The organism is Pseudomonas sp. ANT_H4 (genome assembly GCF_008369295.1).
Taxonomy (GTDB): Bacteria; Pseudomonadota; Gammaproteobacteria; order Pseudomonadales; family Pseudomonadaceae; genus Aquipseudomonas.
Map to the genome: position 1 here is coordinate 17,778 of NZ_VOBG01000005.1, position 17,900 is coordinate 35,677.

The 17,900-nt window shown below is 61.5% G+C and carries 9 protein-coding genes and 1 pseudogene; 2 read left to right on the forward strand and 8 right to left on the reverse strand.

Features of this window, described 5'->3' with window-relative positions:
• The 6 genes and pseudogenes from FQ182_RS08120 to FQ182_RS08145 form a co-directional block, all read right to left on the reverse strand.
• Positions 1–564 carry a GNAT family N-acetyltransferase gene (locus tag FQ182_RS08120; RefSeq protein WP_149413680.1) on the reverse strand — a complete coding sequence of 188 codons (564 nt, stop codon included), beginning with the start codon at positions 562–564 and terminating at the stop codon, positions 1–3.
• Positions 561–920: a VOC family protein gene (locus FQ182_RS08125; protein WP_149413679.1), complete on the reverse strand. Its 360-nt coding sequence runs from the start codon at positions 918–920 to the stop codon at positions 561–563. Before FQ182_RS08125 ends, FQ182_RS08120 begins: the two co-directional genes overlap by 4 nt.
• Positions 920–1,552 carry a BRCT domain-containing protein gene (locus FQ182_RS08130; RefSeq protein WP_149413678.1) on the reverse strand — a complete coding sequence of 211 codons (633 nt, stop codon included), beginning with the start codon at positions 1,550–1,552 and terminating at the stop codon, positions 920–922. The genes FQ182_RS08125 and FQ182_RS08130 overlap by 1 nt, the downstream gene beginning before the upstream one ends.
• A 13-nt stretch (positions 1,553–1,565) precedes the next feature.
• Positions 1,566–1,955: pseudogene (locus FQ182_RS08135) on the reverse strand (hypothetical protein).
• Positions 1,956–2,058: 103 nt separating this feature from the next.
• The gene (locus FQ182_RS08140; RefSeq protein ID WP_149413677.1) at positions 2,059–3,885 is read right to left on the reverse strand and encodes a glycoside hydrolase family 15 protein; all 1,827 of its coding nucleotides are present in this window, start codon (positions 3,883–3,885) and stop codon (positions 2,059–2,061) included.
• Complete coding sequence (locus FQ182_RS08145) at positions 3,878–4,678, reverse strand: glucose 1-dehydrogenase (protein WP_149413676.1); 801 nt, start codon at positions 4,676–4,678, stop codon at positions 3,878–3,880. The genes FQ182_RS08140 and FQ182_RS08145 overlap by 8 nt, the downstream gene beginning before the upstream one ends.
• Before the next feature lie 182 nt (positions 4,679–4,860).
• On the opposite strand from FQ182_RS08145, the gene FQ182_RS08150 reads away from it, so the two are divergent.
• The gene (locus tag FQ182_RS08150; protein WP_149413675.1) at positions 4,861–6,033 is read left to right on the forward strand and encodes an MFS transporter; all 1,173 of its coding nucleotides are present in this window, start codon (positions 4,861–4,863) and stop codon (positions 6,031–6,033) included.
• Between the two features lie 11 nt (positions 6,034–6,044).
• Here the strand turns inward: FQ182_RS08150 and FQ182_RS08155 are convergent, their stop codons facing one another.
• Both FQ182_RS08155 and FQ182_RS08160 read right to left on the reverse strand, forming a co-directional pair.
• Positions 6,045–6,392 carry a type II toxin-antitoxin system HicB family antitoxin gene (locus FQ182_RS08155; RefSeq protein ID WP_149413674.1) on the reverse strand — a complete coding sequence of 116 codons (348 nt, stop codon included), beginning with the start codon at positions 6,390–6,392 and terminating at the stop codon, positions 6,045–6,047.
• Positions 6,389–6,640 carry a type II toxin-antitoxin system HicA family toxin gene (locus FQ182_RS08160; protein WP_149413673.1) on the reverse strand — a complete coding sequence of 84 codons (252 nt, stop codon included), beginning with the start codon at positions 6,638–6,640 and terminating at the stop codon, positions 6,389–6,391. The genes FQ182_RS08155 and FQ182_RS08160 overlap by 4 nt, the downstream gene beginning before the upstream one ends.
• Before the next feature lie 218 nt (positions 6,641–6,858).
• Here FQ182_RS08160 and FQ182_RS08165 point away from each other — a divergent pair, with 218 nt between their 5' ends.
• Positions 6,859–17,892: a non-ribosomal peptide synthase/polyketide synthase gene (locus FQ182_RS08165; RefSeq protein WP_149413672.1), complete on the forward strand. Its 11,034-nt coding sequence runs from the start codon at positions 6,859–6,861 to the stop codon at positions 17,890–17,892.
• Positions 17,893–17,900 lie beyond the last annotated feature (8 nt).

The window sequence follows — 17,900 nt, forward strand, 5'->3', positions numbered from 1 at the left end:
TTAGCCGGAAATTACCTTGGATGCTGTCGGATAATCATGGGCCAGTAACGCCAATATGTGCAGGTCCTGACGCTGGCCGGCCCAGAACCCCGCCTCGCGCAACGTACCTTCCTTGCCGAACCCCAGACGTCCAAGCAATGCCAGCGACGCGAGGTTCTGCGGGTGCACCAGGGCTTCGACGCGATGTAATTTCATTTTGGCAAAACCCCAATCGAGCATGGCCCGCAGCGCTTCACCCATCAACCCTCGGCCCCGAGCCTTGGGTGCCAGCTCACAAGCCAGCGAACAACTGCTCCAGCCCCGATTCCACTTGAAAAAACCACAGGTGCCCAGTAATTGGCCGTCGCATTCCAGCCCCCAGCGTGTACCAGGATTGGCCTGGGTGCGCCACTGAGCAAAGGTCTCGATCAAGGCCTGGGCCTGAAGCAGGTCCGTCATGGGATCAACGCCAAACCACTGCATGGCCTCGGCATCGCGATAAATCGAAAACAGAGCCGGGGCATCGCTGGCGACCAACTCCCTTAGCAGCAAGCGTTCGGTGTACAGGGTCGGGAAAGCACTCATGTCGCACCTCCAGGCTGGCGCAATCCGATGCAATTGCCCCACGGATCACGCACCTGGCATATCCAGTGCCCGTCCTCAATCGTCATCGGTCCGCGATACAGCGTGGCTCCCAGGGCAACCAGCCGCTGTACTTCCTGCTGAATATCCACCACTCGCCAGTACACCACCGACCCGGCTGCGCCGCTGGCGACCTTGTTATCGGCATTCACAATCTCGATAGCCACACCGTCCATATCCAGGTGACCGAAATCGTCCGGCTCGTGATAAACGCGCGTGGCCGCTGGAAACGCAGCGGCGTACCACTCGGTAGCGACGCGCCAGTTGGGGGTGTGGATGAGGATGGAGAGGATCGGCATCAGTCGAACAACACCTTTTGCCAGTGGGTTTCGCTGATGATGGCTATAGGGGCACCGCTGTTTCTCAACTCGACGGCTTTTTTGATCTTTGTGCCATAAGAACTGTGAAGCCATTGCTCGTTGCCGACGCTGCCAATCACCAGGAAATGGACTTTTTTGCTGACCGAGTTGCCAATCAATCCGCCTCGTTCGATGACCAGTGATTCACATTCCTTGCGAGGCCCATAAGCCATAATGCCGGTGAATAGGAAGACCTGATCCAGCCAATTCAATGTAGGAACAGGGTCGTTCAGTGGAAGGCTTGTGGCTGAAGTTGCACGTAGGGGAACGCCTACGGTAACGCCCCCAAACTGGCGCAGCATTTCCAACAGTTCTGCGGACTCTTCCTCATCCAGAACCCCGTCGCTCAGCATGCTGGTGAGGCGCTGATAGAGAATATTGACAACAGGGTCTTCCAGGTGGATCAGGTGAGTTTCGATCCAGGTCTTGAGAAACTCGGCTTCCAGTTGATTGATTTTTCCATCGGCTGCCAATCCAGAGGTGATGCCGAGCAGCGCATCGGCAGAGCGCCGATCAATACGTGCCTTGTGGAAGAAACGGCTATTTTCGAATTCCTGATACAGGTCGACCATGCGTTCTTGCTCTCTAGTTTTCTGTTTCGGGGGACTGATTGAAATATTTAGCCTTGTCCGGCGTGAAGGTGACGATCATCTGGGTGCGCGAACAGGTCAGCGCGGTTTCCAAGGTAGGATCGATGTCAAGGCTCTCACTGCGAAGTCCTTGCCACTGTGCTAGGTAGTTGAGGGAACCGAACTTTTCGAGTTTTTTAAGGCTACGGCTCACCCCACCTTTCCAGCCTAGCGGGGGAAGCTCACCAGCGAGGCAAGCTTGTGCAAGCTCAGGTTGTTTTGCTGCAAACTCTTGGCCGACCTCCCAGCATTTGATCAGCCCTTTGTCGCTGCCTTCCCACATCTCACTTCAGCTCAAGATTGGCCGTGGAGTGGCGCTTATGCTTCGTCGTATGTGCTGGGTCATATTCTTTCCTTGAATATCTGGCGGTGCAGTAAAACGGTCGCACCGATATATACATAGCTTTTGATAATTGCAAAATAACCTGTGGCGGGTGGGCTTGTCCCCCTCAAGGCTGCCAGACGGTTTTCACGCCACTCAGCTTGCGATCCAGAAACGTAGCCGCGCTGATCAACGCCAAATGGCTCAACGCTTGTGGCGTATTGCCCAGATGTCGTGCCTGGCTGTCGAACTCCTCGGCATACAAACCCAGCGGATTGGCGTAGCGCAGCAACTGCTCAAACTCCAGGTGCGCCTTTTCCACTTGGCCTGCACGGGCCAAACATTCGACGTACCAGAATGAACAGGCGGCAAACGCGCCTTCGGTGCCTTGCAGGCCGTCGATCTGGCTATCGTCGTTGCGATAGCGGTAGACCATGCCATCGCGCACCAGGCTTTTCTGGATCGCGTCCAGGGTCGACAACCAGCGCGGATCGGTAGCGGCAACGAAGCGCACCAGCGGCATCAGCAGCATCGAACCGTCGAGTTGGGTGCTGCCGATATGCTGCACGAAATGCCCGCGTTCTTCGTTCCAGAAATTGCTCCAGATATCTTCATGAATCGCCTGGCGGGTCTGGTCCCAAAGGGCGAACGGCGCCGGCAGCGAACGTTTGGAGGCCAGGCGAATGGCGCGGTCCAGGGCCACCCAGCACATCAGCCGCGAATGCAGAAAGTGATGCTGTTCGCCGCGCATCTCCCAGATGCCGACGTCTTTGTGGTTCCAGGTTTCACAGACCTGACCCACCACTTCCAGGGTGTGTTTCCAGCCTTCATGGGAGATGGCTTCGCCGTATTTGTTGACCAGGTACACCGCGTCCATCAGTTCGCCGAAAATATCCAGCTGTACCTGGTCGTAGGCCTCATTACCGATACGTACCGGTTGCGCGCCGCCATGGCCGCGCAGGTGGCTCAGCGCGGTTTCGGGCAGTTCCTGGCGACCGTCGATGCCATACAGGATGTTGATCTTCATGGGCGCGCCGCAGCAGTCGCTGACCCGGCCCTTCAACCAGCGCATGTAGCTGTTGGCTTCCTCGACAAAGCCCAGGCGCATAAAGGCGTAGACGGTGAACGACGCATCGCGGATCCAGGTGTAGCGGTAGTCCCAGTTGCGCTCGCCGCCGGGGGTTTCCGGCAGGCCGAAGGTGGCGGCGGCGACGATGGCGCCGTGTTTACGCGAGGTCAGAAGCTTCAAGGCCAAAGCCGAGCGGTTGACCATTTCCCGCCAGCGTCCGCGATAGTTGGACTGGGCGATCCAGCCGCGCCAGAACTTCAAGGTGCGCTCCAGGCACAGGTCGGTGCTGGTGCTTTCAATCCTGGGATCGTCGATGCCGCCGAGGACAAATTCGGCGCCTTGTTCCTGTTCCAGGGTGAAGCTGGCGACGGCTGCGTCGCCGTCGATCTGCAGGGCGTGGCTGCTGGCCAGGCGCAGGCCGGGTTGACCAGGCGCCTCAAAGCACACGTCGTCATTGTCGGCGGTGGCGCGGGTTGGCGCACGGGCGTAGTCATGGCGTACTGCGCAGCGCAGGTGAATCGTCGCCTTGCCGCTGACCACCCGCACCCGGCGAACCAGCAATGGCAGGTCGTCGACTTCTTCGCTGATGGTCAACAGGTCGGTGATTTCCACCACCGCCTCATCGCTGAGCCAGCGGGTTTGCAGGACGTTGGTATCCGGCAGGTAAATTTGCTCGCGGCGGGCGTCGGGCAAGTCCGGTGTCAGTTGGAAGATCCCGGCAGCGGGGGAGTCCAGCAACGAACAGAAGATCGACGGGCTGTCGAACTCCGGCCAGCAGAAAAAGTCGATGCTGCCCTTGTCGTTGACCAGGGCGGCAGTGCGCATATCTCCGATGATGCCGTGGGCATCAATGGCGCTTTGTGCTTCGTTCTTCAGATCAACCATTGCCTCTGAACTCCGGATAAAGGCTCATGCCGCCATCAATAAACAAAGTGCTGCCCACCACATAATCGGAGGCATCGCTGGCCAGCCACACCACCGCGTTGGCCACGTCTTCGACATCGCCGACCCGACCGTAAGGAATCAACTTGAGCAGTTGTTGCTCGGCATCGCCCTCGGTGGCGGCGCGGTTGATTGCTGTGCGAATCGCCCCCGGCGCGATGCCGTTGATGCGAATGCGCTGAGGGCTGACTTCCTGGGCGAGGGTGCGCATCAGCATCTCGACACCGCCCTTGGACGCCGCGTAGTTGACGTGCCCGGCCCAGGGAATGAGTTGGTGGACCGAACTCATGTGGATGATTTTTCCGGCGGCCCGGGAGACACCTTCGCGGATGCCCTGGCGATTGAAAATACGCAAGGCTGCGCGGGCACAGAGGAACTGGCCGGTGAGGTTGACGCCGATGACGGCGTTCCAGTCGTCGAGGGTCATGTCCACGGCTGCGGCGTCTTTCTGCATACCGGAGTTGGCCACCAGAATGTCCAGGTGGCCGAAGGCGTCGAGGGTTTGCGCAAACAGTCGCTCGACATCGGCCTCTTTCGAGACATCGGCGCCGAGGGCAATCGCCCGGCCACCGCTGGCATTGATCTGCGCCGCCAAGGCTTGGGCCGGCGCCGCCTGGGCGTTGTAGTTCAGCACCACTGCAGCACCGGCCTCGGCCAGAGCCTTGGCAGCCCCGGCACCGATCCCGGAACTGGCGCCGGTGACCAGGGCCACTTGTTGATCCAACGAGATACGCATTCAGCACCCAACCTTTTCCAGAGCGTTCAGTTAGCTGACTGGCGGCGCCTGGCACAAGTTCACCGATTGGCTGGAATGCGACGATGGCGGTGTATCTCTATCAAACCTGGGGTTTCAAATGTATTTTGCCCCTGATAACACGCGATGCAAATTTCAGGGCATTCAGGTAGAGGTTACGCACCATGGCAAACCCTTACGCCGAGTTGTTCAAGGCGCCAGGTTCCAGGGCTTTTGTATTGGCGGGCATGCTCGCTCGCATGCCGATTTCCATGACGGGCATCGGGCTGATCACCATGCTGTCGCAAGTTCACGGCGGTTACGGATTGGCCGGCGCGGTGGCGGCGACCTTTGCCTTGGCCACGGCCTTTTGCGCACCCCAGGTGTCACGGCTGGTGGACCGCCATGGCCAGGGCCGGGTGTTGCCGGCGGCGGCAATCCTGGGCGGTGGCGCGCTGTTGATGGTGTTGCTGTGCACCCGCTTGCAGGCGCCGAATTGGACCTTGTTCCTGTTCGCCGCCCTGGCCGGTTGCATGCCCAGCATGTCGGCCATGGTGCGGGCGCGCTGGACCGAGTTGTATCGAGGCCAGTCAAAACTGAAAACCGCCTTTGCCCTGGAGTCGGTGCTGGACGAGGTGTGCTTCATTCTCGGCCCGCCGCTGTCGGTGGGGCTGAGCGTGGTGCTGTTTCCCGAAGCAGGGCCGTTGATGGCGTTGTTGTTGATGGCCGTTGGGGTCAGCGCCTTTGTCCTGCAACGCCAGACCGAGCCACCGGTGCATGAGCACCACGGCCATCACGGGGGTTGGTTGATTGCGTCGCCGTCGGTGCTGATCCTGATGATCCTGCTGATGGCCATGGGCACCATTGTCGGCGTGGTGGATGTGGTCAGCGTCGCGCTCGCCCAGCATCAGGGCCAACCTGCTGCCGCGAGTATTGTGTTGTCGGTCTACGCCATCGGCTCGTGCCTGTCGGGGCTGGCCTTTGGCACCCTGAAACTGGCAGCGCCGTTGCCAAGGCAGTTTCTGTACTGCGGCGTGGCCACGGCGCTAGCCACGCTGCCGTTGCTTCTGGTGGTGAACATTCCTGGCCTGTCGGTGGCGGTATTTTTCTCCGGGCTGTTCTTTGCCCCAACCCTGATCGTGTCCATGGCCCTGGTGGAGCAAATTGTCCCGCCCAGCCGCTTGACCGAGGGCATGACCTGGCTGATCACCGGCCTGAGCATCGGCGTGGCCATCGGTGCCGCCAGTTCCGGCTGGATGATCGACCACTTTGGCGCCCCCAGCGGGTTCTGGGTGGCGCTGGTTGCCGCAGGCGTGGTGTTGGTTTCAGCGGTGTTGGGGTATCGGCGGCTGGGATGATGGGTGATGGGTTACCCCATCGCATGTTGTTGCAGGAACTCGCTCAAAGCTTGTCGCGTCAGGTCGTTGAGCGTCACTTTTTGACGGGTAGCCGCCAAGGCGGCGGCTAAATGGAGGTCATGGCCGACTCGAACGTTGAACGAGCCCTTGCAGGGCTTTTCTGGTGTTTGTCCGAGCTTCTGGCAAGTGTCGAGGTAATCGTCCACAGCCTCGCAAAAGGCTGTTTCCAACTGGGCCACGGTCTGGCCCTCGTAGCTGATCAGAGCCTTGATGAACAGAAGCTTGCCGAACAGGCAATTGTCCTCGACGCTGGCTTCGATGGAGCCAATATAGCCTTTGTGTTTCAACTGGTTGTTCACTGAATCAGGTCTCCTGATTTCAATTGTTCGATGATCTGGCGCCGGATGTAATGTTTCAACTCGTTACCGGGGTGAGGTGTGTGCAGGGTAATCATTGCACTTGGGTCGCCCTTGTCGAACTTGACCCGGCTACCAGCCCCTTCGATTTGTGTGTAGCCCAGTCGACGCAACAGCGTAACGAGTTCAGGCCAGGTAAACGTCATTTGCTCATTGAGCAATTTGGCGAGCAGCTTTTCATTTTTTGACACGGCGTTCCCTGCGTGCAACTAAATGTAGTTGCAAAGTATGAGGTCCGTCAATGATAGGGCGACTTCGCCAGGCTTTCCGATGTTTGATGTAACCCTTGATGACACCTCCCGCAGCCTCCCGCCTGACTAAATCCCGCCGCTAATTTTTCCCTCCCGGATTCGTTTTATAGGGACGACGTGCCTTTGTGCTTCCTGCCTATTGCCCCGGATCCCAAGAAATGAACGCTGAAGACTCCTTGAAACTTGCTCGCCGGTTTATCGGGTTACCCCTGGAAAAACGCCAGATGTTCCTCCAGGCGTTGCACAAGGAAGGGGTGGATTTTTCCCGGTTTCCGATTCCGGCAGGCGTGGAGGCCGAGGACCGACAGGCGCTGTCCTACGCGCAGCAGCGGATGTGGTTTCTCTGGCAATTGGATCCCGCCAGCGGTGCCTATAACCTGCCGGGGGCTGTGCGGCTCAAGGGCGCGTTGAGCCTGCCCGCCATGGAGCAAGCGTTCGCCAGCCTGGTGGAACGTCATGAAACCTTGCGCACGGTGTTCCAGCGCCAGGCCGATGAGCGCTTGTTGCAGGTCGCAGTGCAGCCGTCGTTGGCCATCGAACAGGTGGACTTCAGCGCCCTGGCGCCCGCCGCGCGTGAACACGCGGTGACGGATGCCGCTACCCGGCAATCACTATTGCCCTTCGATTTGGCTAATGGGCCGCTGCTTCGGGTGCAATTGCTCAAGCTGGCCGAGCAGGAACACGTGCTTCTGCTGACCCTGCACCACATCGTTTCCGATGGCTGGTCGATGAATGTATTGATCGACGAGTTCATCCGCTGCTACGACGCCCATGAACGTAATGAAACGCCCCAACTGCCGGCCTTGCCGATCCAGTACAGCGACTATGCCCTGTGGCAGCGCCGCTGGCTGGAGGCGGGCGAACAGGCTCGTCAACTAGAATACTGGCAAGCGCGTCTGGGCAATGAGCATCCGATGCTGGAACTGCCCATCGACCATCCGCGTCCGGCCATGCCCAGCTACCGGGGCACGCGTCATGATTTTGCGATTGATCCGGCGCTGGCCGCGCAACTGCGCAGTTGCGCGCAGCAACATAACGTCACGCTGTTCATGCTGCTGCTCGGCGCCTTTAATGTGCTGCTGCATCGCTACACCGGCCAGGGCGACCTGCGTATTGGCGTGCCGATTGCCAACCGCAACCGCACTGAGGTCGAAGGGCTGATCGGCTTCTTCGTCAACACGCAGGTACTGCGCACCGAGCTGACCGGACAAACCCGCGTCGGCGAGTTGTTACAAGGTATCAAGGAGCACGCCTTGGGCGCCCAAGCCCATCAGGAGTTGCCGTTCGAGCGCCTGGTGGAAGCGTTGAAAGTCGAGCGTAGCTTGAGCCACACGCCGTTGTTCCAAGTCATGTACAACCACCAGCCAGTGGTGGCAGACATCGCTTCGGTGAGCACCGCTTCCGGGCTGGAACTGTCCCTGGTGCAATGGCAAGGCCGCACCACCCAGTTCGACCTGACCCTGGACACTTATGAAAAGTCCGGCACCCTGCACGCCGCGCTGACCTTCGCCAATGACCTGTTCGATTCCGCCTCCATCGAGCGCATGGCCCGGCACTGGATCAGTCTGTTGCAGGCCATGGCCGTCGATGGCAACCAGCGTATCGGGGAGTTGCCAATGCTGGCCGCCGATGAGCGGCTAGTGCTGGTCCATGGCTGGAACCAGACCGATGAGCAGTACCCGACCGAGCGCGGCATTCATCAGTTGATCGAAGATCAGGTGCAACGAACCCCGCAAGCTCCGGCCCTGGTGTTCGGCGCGACGGTATTGAGCTACGCCCAACTCGACGCTCGCGCCAACCAGTTGGCCCATGCCTTGCGCCAGCAAGGGGTTGGTCCGGATGTGCTGGTGGGCATTTGTGTCGAGCGCTCCGTGGAAATGGTGGTCGGCCTGCTGGCGATCCTCAAGGCCGGCGGCGCGTACGTCCCGCTGGACCCGGAGTACCCGCTGGACCGCCTGGCCTACATGATCGAAGACAGTGGCATTGCCCTCTTGCTCAGCCAGACCAGCCTGCTGCATAGGCTGCCTGCGAACGAGGTCAAGGTCATCATGCTGGACCCGCAGCCCGACTGGTTTGAGGGTTACAGCACCGAGCCCGTCGCGATGACGGTGCATGGCTTGAACCTGGCCTATGTGATCTATACCTCGGGCTCAACCGGCAAACCCAAGGGTGCCGGCAACAGCCATCGCGCGCTGGTCAACCGGTTGTGCTGGATGCAGGACGCCTACGGCCTGGACGGCAGCGACGCGGTGTTGCAGAAAACGCCCTTCAGTTTTGACGTGTCGGTCTGGGAGTTCTTCTGGCCGTTGATGACCGGCGCGCGCCTGGTGGTGGCCGCCCCTGGCGAACACCGCGAGCCGGCCCGCTTGATCGAAACCATTCGTGAGCAGCACATCAGCACCTTGCACTTTGTACCGTCGATGCTCCAGGCGTTTATTCACGAGCCTGGTGTCCAGGCTTGTGCAAGCCTCAAGCGCATCGTGTGCAGCGGTGAAGCTCTGGCGCTGGATGCGCAATTGCAAGTCTTCGCCAAACTGCCGAGCGCGGCGCTGTACAACCTGTATGGGCCGACGGAAGCGGCCATCGACGTCACGCACTGGACGTGCATCGACGAAGGCGCCGACAGCGTGCCCATCGGTCGGCCCATCGCCAACCTCGGCACCTACGTGCTGGACGCGCAACTGAACCCGGTCCCGGCCGGTGTTGCGGGTGAGTTGTACCTGGGAGGCACCGGGCTGGCCCGCAGTTATCACCGCCGTCCGGGGCTGACCTCCGAGCGCTTCGTGCCGTGCCCTTTCACTGCCGGTGCGCGCCTGTATCGCACTGGCGACCGGGTGCGTCAGCGTGCCGACGGGGTGATTGAATACCTCGGGCGCCTGGATCATCAAGTCAAGCTGCGGGGTCTGCGCATTGAGCTGGGGGAAATCGAGACCCGCCTGATGCAGCACCCTCTGGTGCGTGAAACGGTGGTGTTGGTGCAGGGCGGCAAACAGCTGGTGGCTTATCTGGTGCTGGATGCCGCCGAGCCGACCACGCCGTGGCAGCAGGAGCTCAAGGCCTGGCTGTTGGGCAGCCTGCCGGAATACATGGTGCCGACCTATCTGATGCCGCTGGCGAAACTGCCGGTCACCGCCAACGGCAAGCTCGACCGCAAGGCGCTACCGTTGCCGGACGCGGCGCCGCAGCAGGCTTTTGTTGCGCCCGGCAGCGATCTTGAAAAAGCCCTGGCGGCGATCTGGTGCGATGTGCTGGGCGTTGAGCAGGTCGGCCTGGAAGACAACTTCTTCGAACTGGGGGGCGACTCGATAATCTCCATCCAGATGGTCAGCCGCGCCCGCCAGGCCGGGATTCGCCTGAGCCCACGGGACCTGTTTCAGTACCAGAGCGTGCGCAGCCTGGCGCGGGTAGCGACCTTTGATCAGCACAACGCAATCGATCAAGGCTCGGTCAGCGGCGAAGTAATCCTGACGCCCGTGCAGCAGGTTTTTTTCCAGCAGGCTATCCCGGCCCGTCATCACTGGAACCAGTCGTTGCTGCTGACGCCTCGTGAACCGCTGGTGGTCCCGGCGCTGGAAGCGGCGTTGATCCAACTGATCAACCACCATGATGCCTTGCGCCTGCGCTTTGCCGGTGAGGCAGAGGGCTGGTGCCAAACCTACGCCACAGCGGTCAGCGAGTCCGGGCTATGGCAATGCCACGCCGACAGCGTCGATGAATTGGCCGCGCTGTGTGACGAGGCGCAACGCAGCCTCGACCTGCGACAGGGGCCGCTGTTGCGCGCCGCGCTGATTAACCTGGCCGATGGCAGCCAGCGTTTGCTGCTGGTGGTCCATCACCTGGTGGTGGACGGCGTGTCCTGGCGCATCGTATTGGAGGATTTGCAGCAGGCTTATCAGCAGCACGCAGCCGCACAGCCGTCGGTACTGCCGGCCAAGACCAGTGCCTACCAGCACTGGGCGCAGCATCTACATGCCCACGCGCAGACCCTCAACGACCAACTGCCGTACTGGCTGGCGCAGTCCAGCGCCACCGACCTGCCTTGTGATAATCCACAGGGCGGCCTGAACAACCGCCTGGGGCAAAAGATCGAAACCCGCCTCGACGCCGAGCTGACCCGTCAACTGCTGCAAACCGCCCCGGCGGCCTATCGCACCCAGGTCAACGACTTGCTGCTGACTGCATTGGCCCGCGCCGTCTGCCGCTGGAGCGGCCAGGACGCCGCCTTGATCCAGCTTGAAGGCCATGGCCGCGAAGACCTGTTCGATAGCCTGGACCTGACCCGCACCGTCGGCTGGTTCACCAGCGTGTTCCCGGTGCGCCTGCAACCGGCGGCTGAACTGGCGACCTCGATCAAATCGATCAAGGAGCAGTTGCGCGCCGTGCCCGGCAAAGGCCTGGGCCACGGACTGTTGCGCTACCTCGGCGAACCTGCGGCCCGCGAAGCGCTTTCGGCACTGCCGGCGCCGCGTATCACCTTCAACTACCTGGGGCAGTTCGACCGACAGTTCGATGAGTCGGCACTCTTTGTTCCGGCTACCCAGGGCAGCGGTCAGGCCCAGGACCCCCAAGCGCCGCTGGCCAACTGGCTGACGGTGGAAGGCCAGGTGTATGGCGGCGAGTTGGCGTTGCAATGGGGTTTTAGCCACGAGATGTTCAGCGCCTCTACCATCCAGCAGTTGGCCGATGCCTACACTCGGGAACTCAAGGCGCTGATCGAGCACTGCTGCGCCGCGACGCCGGGCCAGGTCACGGCGTCGGATTTCCCCCTGGCGACCCTGACCCAACAACAACTGGATCGACTGCCGGTGGAAGGCCAGGCCTTCGACGATATCTACCCGTTGTCGCCGATGCAGCAGGGCATGTTGTTCCACACCTTGTATGAGCCTCAGGCGCAGGCTTACATCAATCAACTACGCCTGGATATTCGAGGGTTAGATGTGCTGGCCTTCGGTCGCGCCTGGCAAGCGGCGATCGACCGCCATGACATCCTGCGTAGCAGCTTCCATTGGCTGGGCCTGGGCAGCGCGCATCAGGTGATCCATCGCCAGGTGGACCTGCAGTTGCAGGTGATCGACGATATCTACGCCGACCGGGATGCCCTGGCCAGCGCCGAACGCGAACTGGGCTTTGAACTGAGCAGCGCGCCGCTGTTGCGCCTGATGCTGGTGCGCGGTGGCGATGAAACCTGGCATTTGATCTACACCAGCCATCACATCCTGATGGACGGCTGGAGCAACGCCCAACTGCTCGGTGAAGTCATCAGCCATTACGCCGGCCATCTATTGCCGGCGCCCCTTGGGCAGTTCCGCGATTACCTGAGCTGGCTGCAACAGCAAGCATCACAGGCCGGCGAGGCGTTCTGGAAAGCCACCCTGGCGCCGCTGCAAGCGCCCACCTTGCTGGCCGATGCGCTGCGGCCTCCCGTCGGCGCTACGGGCATGGCGGAGCATCAGGTGAGTGTCGACAGTGCCTTGAGCCAGGCCTTGATCGACTTCTCCCGTCAGCAAAAAATCACCCTCAACACCCTGTTTCAAGGGGCCTGGAGCCTGTTGCTGCAACGCTATACCGGCCAGGACTGCGTGGCTTTTGGCGCTACAGTGGCCGGGCGTTCGGCACCGTTACCGGGCATCGAGCAGCAGTTGGGCTTGTTCATCAACACCTTGCCCATCATCAGCAGCCCTGGGCCGGCCGAGCGGGTCGGGCCTTGGTTGAGCGAACTGCAAGCGTTGAACCTGAGCCTGCGTGACCATGAACACGTGCCTCTGTATGACATTCAGGCCTGGGCCGGGCAGCAAGGCTCGGCCCTGTTCGACAGCCTGCTGGTGTTCGAAAACTTCCCGGTGGCCGAGGCGCTCAAGCAAGGCGCGCCCGCCGGCTTGGCCTTTGGTGAACTGCACAGTCACGAACGCACCCACTACCCGTTGACCCTGGGCATCGAGCTGGGTGCCAGCCTGCGCCTGGCGTTCAGCTACGACTCGGCGTGCTTCAGCGAGGCTGGCGTGCGTCAGTTGAGCGTCAACCTGCAACACCTGTTGGCGCAGTTGGTTGCCAATGCCCAGGCTTGCCTGGGCACCCTGGAACTGCTGGATGCGCCCGGTCGTCGTGCTGTGCTGGCGCTCAGCCAATCGCCAGTATCGACCCCGCTCAGTCACGCGCTGGTTCATCAGCGCATCGCTGCCCAGGCCCTGGCCACACCCGCGGCCCTGGCTGTGCAGGCAGGCGATCAAGCCCTGAGCTATGGCCAACTCAATGAGCGGGCCAATCGCCTGGCCCATCGCCTGCTGGAGCACGGCGTCGGCCCCGGCCAGCGGGTCGGCTTGGCATGCCGTCGTGGCCCGCACTTGATTGTCAGCTTGCTGGCCGTACTCAAGAGTGGCGCCGCCTATGTCCCGCTGGACCCGAAATACCCCACCGAGCGTCTGGCCTACATGCTCGCCGACAGCCGCCTTGACTTGCTGCTGTGTGAGACCGGCCTGCTGGAAGACCTGCCGTTACCCGAGCAACTGATGCGCCTGGATTTCAGCCCCACAGGCGACGAACTGGCGAGCTACCCCGCCAGCAATCCGTCCAATCACGCGGTCGCTGCCGACCTGGCCTACGTGATCTACACCTCCGGCTCCACCGGCCTGCCCAAGGGCGTGGCGATTGATCATGCGGCCCTCGGCCAGTTCTGCCAGAGCGCTGAGGATTACAGCGTGCTGAGCCCCGAGGACCGAGTGCTGCAGTTTGCCACGTTCAGCTTCGATGGCTTTGTCGAGCAATGCTACCCGCCGTTGTGCGCCGGCGCTGCGCTGATCATGCGCGGCGATGAGCTGCTGGACGCCGGGCAACTGGCGCGGGAAATCGTTGCCCAGGGCGTGACCCTGGCCGATTTGCCGGCCGCTTACTGGTATCTGCTGGCCAAGGAGTGCGCACTCGGCGGCGGTTCCCTGGGCAACCTGCGTCAGGTTCACGTGGGTGGCGAAGCCATGTCCGTGGAAGGCTTGCGGGTCTGGCATGAAGCCGGCCTGGGCGCGGTGCGCCTGCTCAATACCTATGGCCCGACCGAGGCCACGGTGGTGTCCAGCGTGCATCAATGCCGTCTGGACGATGCCAGCGATGCGTTTGGTATTCCCATTGGGCGGGCCATCGACGGCCGGTCGCTGTATGTCCTCGACAGTGCCGGCCAGTTGTTGCCAACCGGTGGCGTCGGCGAGCTGTTCATCGGCGCCGAGGTCGGTCTGGCCCAGTGCTATTTTGACCGTCCCGCACTGACGGCCGAGCGCTTCCTGCCGGACCCGTTCTCGCCATTGCCGGGCGCACGCCTTTACCGCAGTGGCGACCTGGCTCGCTACAACGGCGATGACGCCCTGGAATACGCCGGGCGCATCGACCATCAGGTGAAGATTCGCGGTTTGCGCATCGAGATGGGCGAAATCGAAGCCTGCCTGCAGGCCCTGGAACAAGTGCGCGAGGCCGCCGTCATTGCCCACCACAGCCCGAGTGGCGCGCAGCTGGTGGCGTATGTCGTCGCCAGCGACCCGTCAGTCGACGAGGCTTACTTTCGCCAGCAACTGATTGCCACCTTGCGCCAGTCGTTGCCTGATTACATGGTGCCGGGCCATGTGCTACTGCTCGGCGCGCTGCCCTTGAACAACAACGGCAAGCTCGACCGCCGGGCATTGCCCGCGCCTGATCTGAACCGGTCCGAGGTTGCCTACGTCGCCCCGCAAAACCCTCTTCAGGCGCAACTGGCGGCGATCTGGCAGGCGGTGTTGCAGGTCGACAGCGTCGGCCTCGACGATCACTTCTTTGAGCGCGGCGGCCACTCCCTGCTGGCCACCCAGGTGATTTCCCGGGTTCGTCATGACCTGCAACTTGAAGTGGCGCTGCGCACCCTGTTCGAACAGCCCACCTTGAAGGCATTTGCCGAGGCCTGCGAGGGCCTGCAAACCCGGGAAAGCCTGCCGATGGTGGCTCTGGAGCGCGGTCGGCTGCTGGCGTTGTCGTCGGCCCAGGAGCGCCAGTGGTTTCTCTGGCAACTGGACCCCGACAGCGCCGCTTACCACGTACCAACTGCGCTGCATTTGCGCGGCGAGCTGAATGTGCATGCATTGGAGCAAGCGTTCCAGGCCCTGGTGCAGCGACATGAATCCCTGCGCACCGTCTTCGTGGAGGAGGGCGAGCGAACCTGGCAGGTGATTCAGCCGCATCGCATGCAGGCTGTCGAGCAGCAACGCGTGGCTGCCGGGGCGATCCAACAGCGGGTGGAAGAGGAAATCCAGCGCCCATTCGACCTGTTCAACGGGCCGCTGATGCGCGTCAAGTTGCTGGAGATCCAGGCCGATCATCACGTGCTGGTGATCACCCAGCACCACATCATTTCTGATGGCTGGTCGATGCAGATCATCGTCGACGAACTGGTACAGCTTTACGCCGCTGGCTGTGAAGGTCGCGAGGCCCGGTTGAGCCCGCTGCCCCTGCAATACGCCGATTATGCGGCCTGGCAAAAGCAGCGGATGGCCGAGGGCGAACGTGACCGGCAACTGGCGTACTGGCGCGAGAAACTGGGCGGTGAGCAGCCGGTGCTGGAATTGCCGTTCGATTTTCCGCGCCCAGCCGAGCAGAGCTTTCGCGGTGCGCGCCTGGACTTCGCCTTGCCGTCGCAGCTTGCCGACGGTTTGCAGGCCCTGGCGCAACGTGAACAGGTCACGCTGTTCATGCTGTTGTTGGCGTCGTTCCAGATGTTGTTGCACCGCTACAGCGGTCAGGCGGACATCCGTGTCGGCGTGCCGGTGGCTAACCGTAACCGCATGGAAACCGAGGGTCTGGTGGGTTTCTTCGTCAACACCCAGGTGCTGCGCGCCGAGGTCGACGGGCAGGACTCGTTTAGCGACCTGCTACGCCAGGTTCGCCAGTCGGTGCTCGACGCCCAGACCTACCAGGACCTGCCGTTCGAACAACTGGTGGATGCCCTGCAACCCCAGCGCAGCCTGAGCCACAGCCCATTGTTCCAGGTGCTATTTAACCATCAGAGTCGCGCGGCTCGCCCCGCTCAACTGGACGATTTGCATATCGAGGGGCTGGCCTGGGACAGTGGAACCGCGCAGTTCGACCTGGTCCTGGACACCACCGAAAGCGAAGCCGGTTTGATCGCCTCGCTGACCTATGCCAGTGACGTGTTTGAACGCAGCACCATTGAACGCCTGGCGCAGCATTGGCAGACCCTGTTGCAGGGCATCGTCGTGCAGCCTGGAACGCGCATTGCCGAGCTGCCAATGTTGACTGACGATGAGCGTCAATTGACCCTGGAGCAGTGGAATGGAGTATCGGGCCACTATCCGCAAGGCGAGTCGATCCATCGCTTGATCGAACTGCAAGCGGCCAGGGCACCTGATGCCGTGGCGCTGGTGTTGGGCGACCAGCACCTCAGTTACGGCGAACTCAATCGCCAGGCCAACTGCCTGGCCCATGTCTTGATCGCCGAGGGCGTTGGGCCTGAAGTGCTGGTGGGCATCGCGGTGGAGCGCTCGTTCCAGATGCTCGTCGGCTTGCTGGCGATCCTCAAGGCCGGCGGCGCCTATGTGCCACTGGACCCGGCCTACCCGGATGATCGATTGCAGTACATGATCCAGGACAGTGGCCTGACCTTGTTGCTGACTCAAGGCCAACTACTTGCCAGCCTGCCGATCCCGCAAGGCGTGCGCAGCCTGTTGATCGAGGACGACCACGGAGTTTTCGACCACAACCCGCAGGTGGTGGTCGCGCCGGATAACCTGGCCTATGTGATCTACACCTCCGGCTCCACCGGTAGGCCCAAGGGCACGTTGTTACCGCACCGAAACGTCCTGCGGTTGTTCCAGGCTACCCAGGACTGGTTCAACTTCGGTCCCGATGACTGTTGGACGCTGTTCCACTCGTACGCATTTGACTTCTCGGTATGGGAGATCTTTGGCGCCCTGCTGTACGGTGGCCGCCTGGTGATCGTGACGCAAGAGGTCAGTCGTTCGCCGCACGCCTTCCTCGATCTGCTTTACCAGGAGCGCGTGACGGTGTTGAACCAGACACCATCGGCGTTCAAGCAACTGATGGGTGTGGCCTGCGCGCAAGAGTCTTCGCGCGATCTCTTGCTGCGCTACATCGTATTTGGCGGCGAGCCGCTGGAAGTGAGTAGCCTGCGGCCCTGGTTCGCGCGATTCGGCGATTGCGCCCCGCAACTGATCAACATGTATGGCATCACCGAAACCACGGTGCACGTCACTTACCGGCCGCTGTCGTTGGCGGATTTGGACAATGGTGCGTCCAGCCCGATCGGCGTGGCGATTGCGGACCTGTCCTGGTACGTGCTCGATGCGCAGCTCAACCCGGTGGCCAGGGGCTGTATCGGTGAGCTCTATGTGGGGCGGGCAGGATTGGCGCGGGGCTATTTGAACCGGGCTGATCTGACCGGCGCGCGTTTTATTCCGGACCTGTTCTCCAGCGAAGGTGGGCGCTTGTACCGCACTGGCGACCTGGCACGGTATCGCGCCGATGGGGTGGTCGAGTATGTGGGCCGGATCGACCAGCAGGTAAAGATTCGCGGTTTCCGTATCGAACTGGGAGAAATCGAAGCCTGCTTGCTGGATCAGCCATCGGTACGCGAGGCGGTAGTCCTGGCTCGGGAGGGCGTGGGCGGTACGCACTTGGTCGGCTACCTTGTGCCCTCGGTGCAAGTGGAGGATCAGGCGGTCTGGCGTGGTGAGCTGCGCAGGAGCCTCAAGGCACACCTTGCGGAGTACATGGTGCCTGCGCATTTGGTATTGCTGGAGCAGATGCCGTTGACAGGCAATGGAAAACTCGACCGCAAGGCGTTACCCGAGCCTGACGCCAGCCTGTCGCAAACGGACTATGTGGCGCCGGACAGCGAACTGGCGCAGAGCGTTGCCGGCATCTGGCAAGAGGTACTGGAGGTCGCCCAGGTGGGCCTCAATGATAACTTCTTTGCCCTCGGCGGCCATTCGTTGCTGGCCACCCAGGTGACGATGCGCATTCGCGAGCAATTGAACCTGGAGGTACCGCTAAAGGTGCTGTTTGCCACCGAAAACCTGCGTGACTTCTGTGATCAGTTGCAAGGCTTGCAAAGCGATTTGCAACCGTTACAGGACGAACTGACTAAATCTCTGGAGGCCCTCAAACGTCTATCAGCCAATGATCTTGAGAAACTGATTTCTTAATTGAGGGC

Bases quoted from the DNA above. Each gene is read 5' to 3' on its own strand.
- FQ182_RS08130 (WP_149413678.1), bottom strand. From the start codon at position 1,552: ATGGTCGACCTGTATCAGGAATTCGAAAATAGCCGTTTCTTCCACAAG.
- FQ182_RS08125 (WP_149413679.1), bottom strand. From the start codon at position 920: ATGCCGATCCTCTCCATCCTCATCCACACCCCCAACTGGCGCGTCGCT.
- FQ182_RS08165 (WP_149413672.1), top strand. From the start codon at position 6,859: ATGAACGCTGAAGACTCCTTGAAACTTGCTCGCCGGTTTATCGGGTTA.
- FQ182_RS08120 (WP_149413680.1), bottom strand. From the start codon at position 564: ATGAGTGCTTTCCCGACCCTGTACACCGAACGCTTGCTGCTAAGGGAG.
- FQ182_RS08150 (WP_149413675.1), top strand. From the start codon at position 4,861: ATGGCAAACCCTTACGCCGAGTTGTTCAAGGCGCCAGGTTCCAGGGCT.
- FQ182_RS08140 (WP_149413677.1), bottom strand. From the start codon at position 3,885: ATGGTTGATCTGAAGAACGAAGCACAAAGCGCCATTGATGCCCACGGC.
- FQ182_RS08145 (WP_149413676.1), bottom strand. From the start codon at position 4,678: ATGCGTATCTCGTTGGATCAACAAGTGGCCCTGGTCACCGGCGCCAGT.